Source organism: Cycloclasticus sp. (assembly GCF_019090545.1).
Classification (GTDB): domain Bacteria; phylum Pseudomonadota; class Gammaproteobacteria; order Methylococcales; family Cycloclasticaceae; genus Cycloclasticus; species Cycloclasticus pugetii.
The window spans coordinates 1-12,743 of record NZ_JAHRVT010000032.1 but is presented as its reverse complement, the minus strand read 5'-3'; the positions used below and the strand labels follow the sequence as shown (position 1 = coordinate 12,743).

The 12,743-nt window shown below is 41.3% G+C and carries 10 protein-coding genes and 1 tRNA gene; 7 read left to right on the top strand and 4 right to left on the bottom strand.

Annotation, left to right across the window (positions count from 1 at the left end):
- Window positions 1-644 precede the first annotated feature (644 nt).
- The 4 genes from KUG63_RS07655 to KUG63_RS07640 form a co-directional block, all read right to left on the bottom strand.
- Window positions 645-1,346 carry an NrdJb gene (locus tag KUG63_RS07655; RefSeq protein WP_020162042.1) on the bottom strand — a complete coding sequence of 234 codons (702 nt, stop codon included), beginning with the start codon at window positions 1,344-1,346 and terminating at the stop codon, window positions 645-647.
- 28 nt (window positions 1,347-1,374) lie between these two features.
- Window positions 1,375-3,528, bottom strand: a complete 2,154-nt coding sequence (locus tag KUG63_RS07650; RefSeq protein ID WP_020932746.1) for an adenosylcobalamin-dependent ribonucleoside-diphosphate reductase — start codon at window positions 3,526-3,528, stop codon at window positions 1,375-1,377.
- A gap of 282 nt (window positions 3,529-3,810) precedes the next feature.
- A tRNA-Arg gene (locus KUG63_RS07645) sits at window positions 3,811-3,887 on the bottom strand.
- Window positions 3,888-4,082: 195 nt separating this feature from the next.
- Window positions 4,083-4,583: a MarR family winged helix-turn-helix transcriptional regulator gene (locus KUG63_RS07640; RefSeq protein WP_015005704.1), complete on the bottom strand. Its 501-nt coding sequence runs from the start codon at window positions 4,581-4,583 to the stop codon at window positions 4,083-4,085.
- Window positions 4,584-5,050: 467 nt separating this feature from the next.
- On the opposite strand from KUG63_RS07640, the gene ectA reads away from it, so the two are divergent.
- The 7 genes from ectA (at window position 5,051) to KUG63_RS07605 (ending at window position 12,450) form a co-directional block, all read left to right on the top strand.
- Window positions 5,051-5,569 carry a diaminobutyrate acetyltransferase gene (gene ectA / locus KUG63_RS07635; protein ID WP_020932747.1) on the top strand — a complete coding sequence of 173 codons (519 nt, stop codon included), beginning with the start codon at window positions 5,051-5,053 and terminating at the stop codon, window positions 5,567-5,569.
- The gene (ectB, locus tag KUG63_RS07630; protein ID WP_020932748.1) at window positions 5,566-6,858 is read left to right on the top strand and encodes a diaminobutyrate--2-oxoglutarate transaminase; all 1,293 of its coding nucleotides are present in this window, start codon (window positions 5,566-5,568) and stop codon (window positions 6,856-6,858) included. The genes ectA and ectB overlap by 4 nt, the downstream gene beginning before the upstream one ends.
- 150 nt (window positions 6,859-7,008) lie before the next feature.
- Window positions 7,009-7,428 (top strand): ectoine synthase, encoded by a 420-nt coding sequence (locus KUG63_RS07625; protein WP_015005701.1) that lies wholly within the window; start codon window positions 7,009-7,011, stop codon window positions 7,426-7,428.
- The gene (gene thpD / locus KUG63_RS07620; RefSeq protein WP_287554621.1) at window positions 7,421-8,365 is read left to right on the top strand and encodes an ectoine hydroxylase; all 945 of its coding nucleotides are present in this window, start codon (window positions 7,421-7,423) and stop codon (window positions 8,363-8,365) included. Before KUG63_RS07625 ends, thpD begins: the two co-directional genes overlap by 8 nt.
- A gap of 285 nt (window positions 8,366-8,650) precedes the next feature.
- A complete protein-coding gene (locus KUG63_RS07615; RefSeq protein ID WP_020932750.1) occupies window positions 8,651-10,084 on the top strand; it encodes an aspartate kinase in 1,434 nt (477 codons plus the stop codon).
- Entirely contained in the window at window positions 10,069-10,953 is an 885-nt protein-coding gene (locus KUG63_RS07610) for a TPR end-of-group domain-containing protein (protein WP_020932751.1), read from the top strand. Before KUG63_RS07615 ends, KUG63_RS07610 begins: the two co-directional genes overlap by 16 nt.
- Before the next feature lie 402 nt (window positions 10,954-11,355).
- Window positions 11,356-12,450 (top strand): endonuclease/exonuclease/phosphatase family protein, encoded by a 1,095-nt coding sequence (locus KUG63_RS07605; protein WP_020932752.1) that lies wholly within the window; start codon window positions 11,356-11,358, stop codon window positions 12,448-12,450.
- Window positions 12,451-12,743: the final 293 nt, after the last annotated feature.

The window sequence follows — 12,743 nt, the reverse complement described above, 5'->3', positions numbered from 1 at the left end:
CCGCCAGCTAGCGGTATTGCTGAACTCATAATTAGCCTCTATTAATAATTGATTGTTTGGAATGTGCATGTGGCTTCTTTTGAAGCATAACGCCTAGGTAGCCTGCGCCGCCAGGCGTCAGGCTGACCTTTTTGTTAAGTGTAGAACGCTCGCACCGGACGATTTGTTGCGCTTACTTAAAGCGTGCAATGCCGGTACCCGCCAGTACACCTAACAACTCTTTAAAAACTCGTTTGAGCGCTTAGTTTAAACCCCTTAGTTACCACTTGCTACCTTATGCCTACTGGATGGCGGGTTAAGGCTTGATATGGAAGCTAGCTTAAACAATTTACGCTCGATTTGACTCTTCGTGAGTGCGATTGACAACACATTGAAAAACCGAAGTTGCCTTTTAACCTTTGCCTAAAAACTGCTTTTTCTGAAAGCTAATCCAAACTTACAACCGGCACCCAAAACTAAAAGCACTTGGGTATTATCGTAAGCGTGAAGAAAACCAACTAAAGACAATAAACACTTAACTAGTTATTAAGGGAACTAAAATTTCCCTGTAATTTCTTTACTTATAAGGACTACAATTCCCTGTAATACGATAATCAAGACAAAACAGGGCTGTAAATCAAGGGGTCAGCCAACTTGATTTCATCCTAGCCACATTTGCTATCACCACAATTCAAACATGTCATACAGCCATCCATTTGGATGGAGGCGGTCACATTACACTTTGTACATAATTGTGAGCCTGCTGGAAATTCGCTAGTGGTTTCATGCTCGGGGGATTTAACCTGTTTTTCTGCTTCAAACTGAGCCCGTTTCTCATCCATGATTTTTTGTTGGTGCTCGCTGATTTCTTCAGTTTTGATCATCCCAATCATTTTTAAATGCGATTCGACGACGTCTCCAATTTCAGCAACAAGTGATGGCATAAACTTACCGCCTTTTTTAAAGTAGCCTCCACTGGGGTCAAATACGGAACGTAGTTCTTCTACTAGGAAGGTAATGTCGCCACCTTTTCTAAACACCGCAGACATAATTCTTGTTAGCGCAACAATCCACTGGAAGTGATCCATGTTTTTAGAGTTGATGAACACCTCAAATGGACGCCGTTGCTCATGATCTGTATCTGGGTTTAATATCAAATCATTGATCGTTATATATAGCGAATGCTCTGATAACGGCGTTTTAATTTTATAGGTTGAACCCAATAACATTTCTGGCCTTTTAAGGCTTTCATGCATTTGGATGATATTGCTTTTCTCTTCAGTCTGAAGAGCGACTTCTTCAACTTTTGGTTCATCGTCTTTTACAACGTCGTAACCGGTGATGGCTTGTGTAATTTTGTGTGTCATTTTTTTCTCCTGTTCGCTGCCGTCAACCTTAAAACTTACCGTAATAACCTTCTTTTAAGGCATCGTATAAGTTCGCTGCGGTATGTGATTCACCTTCATATTCAACCATCTCGTTACCTTTTACCTCTAACGTTGAGCCGTCTTGAAGCTTAAAACGATATGTTGTGTTTTCTAGGTCTGAGTCTTTTACCAGTACACCTTGAAATACATCTGGATTAAAGCGGAACGTTGTACAGCCCTTTAATCCCTTTTCGTGAGCATAAAGATAGATATCTTTAAAGTCTTCAAAAGGAAATTCTGTCGGCACATTAGCGGTTTTTGAAATAGATGAATCAATCCATTTTTGTGCTGCAGCTTGTATATCCACATGCTGTTTTGGAGTAATGGTTTCTGCCGTTACAAAATAGCTGGGTAGTTTTTCATCTGCCTGCTCTGAATACGGCATGGCTTTTTCATTAATTAATGTGCGGTACGCCAATAACTCAAATGAGAATACATCAACTTTTTCTTTCGCATTACGCCCCTCACGAATAACATTACGTGCATAGTGATGAGCAAAGCTTGGTTCAATGCCATTACTGGCATTATTGGCTAGTGATAGAGAAATAGTTCCTGTTGGCGCGATAGAGCTATGGTGAGTAAAGCGCGCGCCCGTTTCTGCAAGTTGCTCCACGAGCTCAGGCGCAACAGAGGCTATTTGTTGCATATAACGACTGTACTTTGCATGTAAAACACGGCCTTTTACTGTATCGCCAACCTGATAACCATCGTCCAACATTTCTGGTCGTTTACGCAGCATATCTCCTGTTACTTCAAAGTCCTCATCCATGATGGGCGCAGGCCCTTTTTCTTTAGCCAGTTCTAAACCCGCTTCCCAACCGGTAACCGCTAGTTGCTTACTGACTTCTTCAGTAAATTCAACCGATGCATCTTCACCATAAGGAATACCCATCATTGTTAAGGTTGAACCTAAGCCTAAAAAGCCCATACCATGGCGACGCTTGTGCTCAATTGCTTCACGTTGGCCTTCCAAAGGCAAGCCATTAATCTCTACTACGTTATCCAGCATTCGGGTGAAAATACCGACAGTTTTACGAAACTTTTCCCAGTCGAAAGACGCTTTTGAGGTGAAAGGGTTTAATACAAACTTAGTTAAATTAATGGAGCCTAACAAGCAAGATCCATAGGCCGGTAATGGTTGTTCACCACATGGGTTAGTTGCGCGAATATTTTCGCAAAACCAATTGTTATTCATCTCGTTCACTTTATCGATAAGAATAAACCCAGGTTCAGCATAATCATAAGTAGACGCCATAATAGTTTCCCATAGGCGTTGAGCTTTCACTCGATTATAAATTCGACAGGCAACTAAGCCTACATCATTTACTAGGTAGCCTTTGGTAATAGGCCATTCACGCCATAGCACCTTGTCTTTATCATTTAAATCAATCTCGCCTGACGCCAATTCTTTTTCTGACAAAGGAAACACTAATGGCCAATCGGCATCGTCTTTAACTGCTTGTACAAAGTCGTCTGTAATCAACAACGATAAATTAAACTGACGCAAGCGGCCATCTTCACGCTTTACACGAACAAAGTCGCGCACATCCGGATGAGCAACATCAAAGGTTGCCATTTGTGCACCACGTCGCCCCCCCGCTGATGATACGGTAAAACACATTTTGTCAAAAATATCCATGAACGATAATGGACCCGAGGTATTAGCACCTGCACCGGATACATAGGCACCTTTAGGGCGTAGCGTAGAAAATTCGTAACCAATACCACAACCCGCTTTAAGGGTTAAACCAGCTTCGTGTGTTTTCCTTAAGATATCGTCCATAGAATCAGAAATAGAGCCTGATACAGTACAATTAATAGTCGATGTCGCTGGTTTATAATCACTAGCACCTGCATTGGAAATAATACGCCCTGCTGGAATCGCACCATGTTTTAGAGCCCAGACAAATTGATCATGCCAATATTCTTTCTTATCTGCGTTTTCTTCCACCTCAGCAATTGCTGCTGCAACACGATCATAGGTTTCTTCAATATTGTTATCGACGGGCGAGCCATCCTGTTTTTTTAAACAGTATTTTTTATCCCAGATATCTAACGAGGCCGATTGGAACTCAATCTCAGCGTGATTTTCTTTAATAACTTTCAAGTTGACTGTGCTCATATTTCCCCTATCTATCTTAATGTAATGTTTTCGGGATGCGCTCCCTATTCCCTGTAGAGATAGATTATAAGAAAGCCCATAGAAACACAAGATAGTGTGTAAATAATTTTAATATTAACTATATATTGTATTCCAAACAAAATGAATTAACTGTAAAAATATTTTTATATATCAACCTGTTAGGCCCTATTTACAAATATTGCCTTAAAAAATGAAGGCATTAAAGCGCCCATACTTAATCGGCAGGCACAAAAAAACCCTCCAAAAGGAGGGTTTCATGTATGGCGCGCCTGGAGCGATTCGAACGCCCGACCGCTCGGTTCGTAGCCGAGTACTCTATCCAGCTGAGCTACAGGCGCTTTGAGGTGGCTATTGTATTCGGACTGAACTAAAGGTCAAGCAAAAATCACTAAAGAAAGTTAATTTCTTAAATTAATTAAAGCAGCTCCATAAAAAAACATTAACGTTTAATGAAAAATAAAACAAAGCCGTCAATCATTTATCCCAGCAGAATACTCAATAATAAAGCTCAGGAACCGCAGCCTCATTATTGCTTATACGTCAGATGGGGTTATCGCTGTTCCCTGACGGTCTAAAACACCAAGATCCAATACAGGGGAAGCGTCAATATCTTGTGCATCCATCATCTGAGCAACACGCTGCAAAGAAGAGATAATCATCGTTTGCTCCCATTCATGCAAATGATCAAACTGGCGCGCAAACTGTTCTTGCAGGGGAATTGGGGAGTCTTTTAAAATCTCAATAGCTTGCTCTGTAAGGTAGGCATGCGCTTTTCGCTTATCTGCTTTAGAGCGTTCACGATACACCAGCTGACGCTTTTCCAGTCGATCTAAAATCGTCGTCACCGTTGCTTGACTAAGACTTATTTCACTCGCAAGTTCGCCAATGGTCACTTCACCTTTATCTCGAATAGTTTGCAGCAACAAAATTTGAGGTGCCGTTAAGCCGGTCGTTTTCGCTAAGTGTTTAGAGTGCAGGTCAGTTGCCCTAATTACACGCCTTAATGCCATCAATACTTCTTGACTGTTATTCAACTGGGCTCCTCTCGATTAATTAATACTCAAGTCCATTATATCTTCGATAATTTTTAATGGTAAAAAAACCAAACCACTAGATAAACGCCTAACCCAAACCATCTACATACTGACCTGCGTATTGTTTTTCCCTTCAACTGGTTAACACCCATGTTTTCAGCTCGCCCATTAGCAGTTAATTTGAATGAATAATTTAAGCCCTTCTGATCAGGATCTCCATTCTCTAAAACCTTAGCGTCAAAATATTCTACTTAATTATCAAGCTCCTAGCCCATTCTTAATTTGATGCATAGGCGGTCAGGTGGAAATCAACTACGATCTCATGCTACAATGTTTAGTGTACTAATGATTAATTAAATAAAATATTAAATTTACAAGGATTTATAGCCAAAAAAAACTAAATTTGCCTTTATTTTTAAATTTTATTAATTAGCACACTAACTAAATATATAGCGTAATAAAAAAATTTGTCATATTCCAAACCTATTTATTTGAGGGAACCGACCCTTGAAGACGGCATGGCCGTTTATCGATTGATCGAAAATTGCCCTCCCCTCGATACCAACTCTAGCTACTGTAATCTGCTTCAATGTGAGCATTTCGCAAGCACCTCTGTCGCAGCAGAAATGAACGATGAAATAGTCGGTTTCATTTCAGGCTACCTACTGCCTAAAAGCCCAAACACTTTGTTTATCTGGCAGGTTGCTGTTAATGAACAGGCCCGTGGGCGGGGGCTTGCTTCACAGATGTTGCTACACATCTTAAACCGCCCTTTTTGTCAGGATGTGCATTACATAGAGACAACTATCACCGAAGATAACAAGCCCTCTTGGCATCTCTTTAAGGCCTTATCAAAAAGTCTAGAGACACAGTTGCAGCATGCCCCATGGATGGACAAGCAAACGCACTTTGACGGCCAACATGATTCTGAGAATTTAGTCCGAATCGGTCCTTTTAACCTTAACCAAACAAACAAATTACTATGAAAATTTTTGATGAAATAGAATCTGAAGTACAAAGCTATGCACGCTCTTTCCCGCGCGTTTTTAATCGCGCTAAAGGAGAGTTTATGTGGGACGAAGAAGGTCGCCAATATTTAGACTTTCTCGCTGGAGCTGGGACCCTTAACTATGGTCATAACAACTCTATATTCAAACACGCGCTGCTTAAATATATTAAAAGCAATGGTATTACCCATGGCTTAGATTTGCATACCAAAGCTAAAGGTGAGTTCCTACAAGCATTTAATGACCATATTTTAAAACCAAGAAATATGGAATACATGGTGCAATTTACCGGCCCTACCGGTACCAATGCTGTTGAAGCAGCAATGAAAATTGCACGTAATGTAACTGGCCAACAAAATATTGTGACTTTTACCAATGGATTTCATGGTGTCAGCTTGGGCTCACTAGCGGCAACAGGCAACTCACATCATAGAGATGCGGCTGGCGTTAGCTTAGTCGGTACCCACCGTATGCCATATGACGGCTACTTAGGTGATAACATCGATACAACAGAATACCTTGATAAAGTGCTGTCCGATTCAAGCAGTGGCATTAACTCCCCTGCTGCGGTAATTGTTGAAACTGTCCAAGGTGAAGGTGGTATTAACGCTGCCAGTATTAAATGGCTGCAAAACCTTCAGACTGTCTGCCGTAAACACAACATCCTGTTAATCGTTGATGATATACAAGCCGGTTGCGGCCGAACAGGCGACTATTTTAGTTTTGAAGAAGCCGGTATCGAACCTGACATTATCACCTTATCCAAATCGCTTGGTGGTTATGGTTTGCCATTTGCAGTAGCGCTGATAAAAGCCGAATTTGATGTCTGGAAACCCGGTGAACACAACGGTACTTTCAGAGGCAATAACCTTGCTTTTGTAACCGCTAAAGCAGCCATTGACCACTATTGGACAAATGATCAATTTTCGCAAGAGATTAAACGCAAAGGCCAGTATGTTTCCGAGCGACTTGAAAACATCGTCAGCCAATATGGTGAAGGTCAGTTTACCGCCAAAGGTCGCGGCATGTTTCAAGGCATTAACTGTGTTAATGGTGACATTGCTGGGAAAATTACACATCACGCCTTCCAAAAAGGGCTCATCATTGAAACCAGTGGTGCAGATGATCAAGTCGTCAAGTTTTTGTGCCCGTTAGTTATCTCTGATGAGAACCTTAAAAAAGGTATTGATATTATTGAAGAAGCTATTCGAGAAGTATGTGAAAAACAAGATATTCCAGAAAAGAATCTGTATTTCGAAGCCAGTTAAGGTTTAACCGCTTTCACTGCTGGCCTAGTGACGTTTAAACGTCCATTTAAACGATAAAAACACAGTAAAAGCGGGGCAATAAAGCCCTGCTTACTGAATCACTTATTTTTATCAATCATCGTAAAAAGAGCTTAACCAAAGGATAATCTAATGATCGTACGTAATTTATCTGACGCCAATCAAAGTAACCGAAGAATTATTTCCCCCGATGGAAACTGGGAAAGCACCCGATTGCTTCTTAAGGAAGACAACATGGGGTTCTCCTTTCACATCACGACTATTTACCAAGGCGCTGATTTTCAAATGCACTATCAAAATCACTTGGAATCGGTGTATTGCATTACCGGCGAGGGCGAAGTTGAAACCTTAGCCGACAATAAAAAGCACCCAATCAAACCCGGCACTATTTACGTTTTGGACAAGCATGATAAACACATCCTTCGTGCTTCAAAAGAAATGACTTTGGCTTGTGTATTCAACCCGCCACTTAATGGTAAGGAAGTGCATAACGCAGAAGGTGCTTATGAATTAAACGACCAAGGCATTGAGGACAATAGCACTGATGAATAACACAGCAAGTAGGCACTCTATTGATCAAAGCCACGCTGTTGAAGATACTTACCCATCACGCAAAGGGCTAAGCAGCATAACGGATCGGCAGGATCCAGTAATTTATGCTCCCCAAAACAGCACACCGCCTATCGACCCTTCACAAATTGAGCAGTTCGAGCAACAAGGGTTTATTGTGCTCGACAATATCTTTTCAAGTGCTGAAATCGAAGCCCTTCAAGATGAGTCCGCTCGACTCCGGTCTAAAGCTAGCAACGACGAACAATCTGAAAAAGCATATACAGAGCCGGGGCATCACGAAGTTCGCTCAATATTTAGTTTACATGAAAACAGTACGGTCTTTAAAAAGCTAATGATGGATGAACGTTTAGCAGGTCTCGCAAGGTACATTTTGAACGACCAAGTATATATTCATCAATCACGCCTTAATTACAAACCCGGCTTTATCGGTAAAGAGTTTTTCTGGCATTCTGATTTTGAAACTTGGCATGTCGAAGACGGTATGCCTAATATGCGCGCCTTGAGTATGTCGGTCACGCTGACAGAAAACCATACACATAACGGACCCTTGATGCTGATACCTGGTTCGCACAAGAAGTTTATTGCCTGCGAAGGTAAGACGCCTCGGCAACATCATCTAGCCTCACTAAAAAAACAAGAATATGGCGTACCTTCTAACGAGCACCTGAGCATGTTGGTAGAAAAACAGGGCATTACCACAGTGACCAGTAAACCTGGCAGCGTTATTGTATTTGACTGTAATACGCTACACGGCTCAAACGGTAATATTACCCCTCACCCTAGAGCCAATGTGTTTTTTGTATATAACGCATTAAGCAACAAAGTTGCCAAGCCATTTTGCGAGCAACCGCCTCGGCCTGAGTATCTTTGTGCACGTTCTAACATCAAACCATTAACATCTTCTCGTTCATTTTAACCATTATGGAAACAGGCAAACATCAAAAGCCAATAGGCCAGCTAACACATCAAATTACAAATTAGATACTGCGAAGGAAAGGAGCGTAACCATGAAGAAACCCATTAATCATGAAAAAAGTAGCGTTCTGAACAATAACTAAACCATACATAGCTGAGCATACGGGGAACTATTTATGTGTGACCTTAAAAGTCTATTAACCAGACTAATAACTATACTGAGCTCACCATTGTGCCCATCTTGCACTGAAACTCAGCGCTTTAAACATAATACATAGAGGATAAAATGCATACTGTAGAAAAGATCGGCGGCACATCAATGAGCGATTATGTGTCCGTTCGAGATAACATCATTCTTAATCAAAACCTAGACGGCGTTTACCGACGAATATTTGTAGTGTCAGCATATGGCGGTGTTACTGATGCCTTACTGGAACATAAAAAAAGTGGCCAACCGGGCATCTACGGCCTATTTGCCAACGGCATAGAAGATGACAGCTGGCTGACTAAATGTAACGAATTGCACCAACAATTACAAGCTATTAATCTAGAACTATTTGGCCAAACGACCTTGCTAGATAAGGCTAACACTTTCTTGGCCGAACGGATGGACGACGCAAAAAAATGCTTAGCTGACCTACAAAGCCTATGCCAACATGGCCATTTTGCCTTAGATGCGCATTTAGCAACCGTTCGAGAAATGTTAGCCAGCATTGGCGAAGCACATAGCGCTTGGAACACCGCCGAGCTACTTAACCGGGATGGTGTTGATGCTTGCTTTGTTGATTTAACCGGGTGGCGAGCTGACCACCATATCTCTTTAGACGAACGTATTCGTTTAAGCTTCCAACACATCAACCTTGAAAAACAACTCCCCATTGTGACCGGCTACGCACACAGTGATTCTGGCCTCATGTCATCTTTTGATAGAGGCTATAGCGAGATGACCTTCAGCCGTTTAGCTGTGTTAACTGGGGCTAGCGAAGCCATTATCCATAAGGAGTTTCACTTAAGCAGCGCTGACCCTCGATTAGTTGGTGAAGAAAATGCTGTTCCTATCGGCCGTACTAATTATGACGTGGCGGACCAACTGGCTAACCTAGGAATGGAGGCCATTCACCCAAAAGCAGCCAAAGGCTTACGACAAAATGACATTCCACTTCGTATAAAAAATACGTTTGAGCCAGTACATACGGGCACCTTAATTACTGGCGATTATGTTAGTGAGTCGCCTTGCGTTGAAATCATTGCTGGTTGTAAAGGAATCTATGCGCTTGAGGTGTTTGATCAAGATATGGCCGGAAATCTATCAAATTACGATAGCGAATTAGTCTCTATTATCAAACGATTTAATGCACATATCGTCTCTAAGGACACCAATGCCAATGCTATTACCCATTTCTTATCAACAAACTTAAAAACCGTAAAACGTATTCTTTACTTAATTAAAGAACGTTTTCCAGAAGCCGATGTAAATCATAAAAAAGTAGCCATTGTTTCTGCTATAGGCAGCGATATGCAAATTCCAGGGATATTAGCAAAAATGGTGCAGGCAGTGGCCAACGAAAATATTAGTGTTTTGGCTGTCCACCAGTCAATGCGCCAAGTAGATATGCAATTTATTGTCAACGAAGCAGACCATGACAATACAGTGAAAAGCTTACATGCCGCACTGGTAGAAGTTCATGATCACGGAAGGGCCATATGTCTCGCATCATAAAAAATCTGATTCTATTAAGTTGCTTGTTTCCTATATTATTAGCGGCCGCCACCACTGTCGATGACCCTATACCGGAAAAAATTGATAATTTAGAGAAACCGCTCTACTCCCCATTTGTTGAACGCTATGTATTAGATGAAATTAAACAATTGCGTATCGATCAAGCCAAATCAAAACAAGAATTACTGCAACAAATTTTAGATCGTGAGCATAACTCCGTTGACCGTGCCGTGGCTTATGCAACCGACACCGTTACCTACTTCTTTTATTTGATAGCTGCAGCAACATCCGTTTTAGTATTGGTCGGCTGGACCTCAATAAGGGACATCAAAGAACGCGTACATTCTCTCGCCGATGAGGAAATATCAAAGCTGATTCATGAATATGAGGCTCGATTAGAAATGATTGAAGAGCAATTACAGCAAAAAACGCAACATATTGATGAAAACCGTGAAGAAATCGAATTAACACAAGAACTCCAATCACTTTGGCTACAGGCACAACAAGATGACTCCCCTTCCAACAAAATAACCATTTATGACGAAATTCTTAAAATACGCCGAGATGATTGCGAGGCAATAACCTATAAAGCCAATGCAGTACTTGAATTGAACGAACCTCAATGGGCGGCTAATTTATGTCACCAAGCACTTAAAATAGACCCTGAAAATAGTCGTGCATTTTATCAATTGGCCTGCGCATATACCGCTATGAGGCAATTTGATGAAGCACTTCACTTTCTAATCGAAGCACTTAATAGGCGAGAAAGTTACTTGGAGAGTATTCACGATGACCCAGCCTTGCAAGCATTAGTTAACCATGAAGTGTTTAGTGAACTACCTCGCCTAATGGGCAAAGAGACCAGCTAAAAGACCGATAAGTATCAATTTTTGGCAGTTAAAAATATTAAAAGGCGTTTTTAAAGGCGCCTTTTTTTATAACTGTCATAAAAAACCATGCTGATTTTTACAGCACCAGCAACACAAACGAAATCGCTTACTTAAACGGTAAGATCTTGTGCTGCTAAACTTGATGGAACAGCCTTCAGCTAATAAGCTGTAGGCAGATATACGACACACCTTAATTAGACTTAAAGCTTCTAATTTTATTTCATATGGCGCTACCAAATAAGAATTGGGCACAAAAGCTTATCTCCAGTAACAACTGACGCTGCACTTTATAAATTTTTATGGCATTCTTATCCACGATAAATTGGCCATTTCGAGCCTAAATACGTACGATTTTATTAACCATACAAAGGTAGTCGAAGAATGTTATCCGTACTCTTAATCTCCACAGTTTTTATTTTTTTGGTGACTTTCCTGCCTTTATTAAAAATTTCACATTGGTTAATTAGAGCGATGGATTTTCCTCGCTTACAGTTTGCCACGTTGGCGATTATCCTTTTAGCAGCACATTTTCTTTTTCTTGACAGCCAATTGCTGATCACTCAATGCTTAATAAGCATAACGCTTATCTGTTTAATCTGGCAATTATGCTGGATATTACCCTACACCCTTTTTTGGCCTAAGGAGGTCCTTACTTCAACTGATGATAGTCCAGATAATCAACTGAGTGTTCTGACCTCTAATGTACTTAAATCAAACCATAATGCTGATGCGTTAATAGCGTTGGTCAACAAACATCAACCTGATGTCCTTGTTACGCTAGAGTCAGATCAGTGGTGGGAAGAAAAGCTTCAAGTGTTGGCAACGCAAATGCCTTATAGTGTTAAGTGCCCTCTCGACAACCTTTATGGCATGCACGTTTTTTCACGCTTAGCGTTAGCAGAAACAGAAATATGCTATTTAGTTGAAGAAGGTATTCCATCGATACATGCAACGCTAGAACTACGCACGGGTGACAAAATTCGCGCGCATTTTCTTCACCCCGCTCCTCCAAGTCCAACGGAAAACCCTGAGTCATCAGAACGGGATGCTGAACTAGTTATTGTAGCTAGAAGTGTGGCCGAAAGTGACCAGCCTGTCATCGTAGCTGGCGACCTTAATGACGTTGCCTGGTCTGCAACAACCCGACTTTTCCGAAAAATTAGCGGCTTATTAGACCCGCGAGTTGGACGAGGCGTGCTCAACACATTCCATGTGGATTACCCCTTTATGCGTTGGCCTTTAGACCATTTATTTCATAGTAAACATTTCACTTTACGGGCCATTCAGTGCTTACCTTCTATTGGTTCTGACCACTTTCCTTTACTAACTAGGCTCTCATTAACGCCTTTAGAAAACAACAAACAAAGTAGTATAGATTCCCGCGCCGCTGATCATCAATGGGCTAGTGAAATTTCTGCCGAACAACACGTTAATAAGGGCGATGTACCAAAGCCTGGTGAAGTATCTCGTGAATGAAGAATAATGTTGCTGCTTTTGAGTAGTCACATAGAGAAAGTCAGCTCATTGCTTCACAAGCGATCTGCACTGTACGCTAACTACTAGGCTATTTTGCTTTGATGAACAAAGCTAATTAAGTCGATTTGAACGGGAATTCACACCAACAATGATGTATTAACTAAGAGAAACCAATAAATTGAACTTTATTGATTGATCTCACAAATGGCGGAGAGAGAGGGATTCGAACCCTCGATGGGCTATAAAACCCATACTCCCTTAGCAGGGGAGCGCCTTCAGCCGCTCGGCCATCT

Excerpts from the sequence above, each read along its gene's own strand:
- KUG63_RS07650 (WP_020932746.1), bottom strand. The coding sequence starts at position 3,528 with ATGAGCACAGTCAACTTGAAAGTTATTAAAGAAAATCACGCTGAGATT.
- KUG63_RS07625 (WP_015005701.1), top strand. The coding sequence starts at position 7,009 with ATGATCGTACGTAATTTATCTGACGCCAATCAAAGTAACCGAAGAATT.
- KUG63_RS07655 (WP_020162042.1), bottom strand. The coding sequence starts at position 1,346 with ATGACACACAAAATTACACAAGCCATCACCGGTTACGACGTTGTAAAA.
- thpD (WP_287554621.1), top strand. The coding sequence starts at position 7,421 with ATGAATAACACAGCAAGTAGGCACTCTATTGATCAAAGCCACGCTGTT.
- KUG63_RS07615 (WP_020932750.1), top strand. The coding sequence starts at position 8,651 with ATGCATACTGTAGAAAAGATCGGCGGCACATCAATGAGCGATTATGTG.
- ectB (WP_020932748.1), top strand. The coding sequence starts at position 5,566 with ATGAAAATTTTTGATGAAATAGAATCTGAAGTACAAAGCTATGCACGC.
- KUG63_RS07605 (WP_020932752.1), top strand. The coding sequence starts at position 11,356 with ATGTTATCCGTACTCTTAATCTCCACAGTTTTTATTTTTTTGGTGACT.
- KUG63_RS07610 (WP_020932751.1), top strand. The coding sequence starts at position 10,069 with ATGTCTCGCATCATAAAAAATCTGATTCTATTAAGTTGCTTGTTTCCT.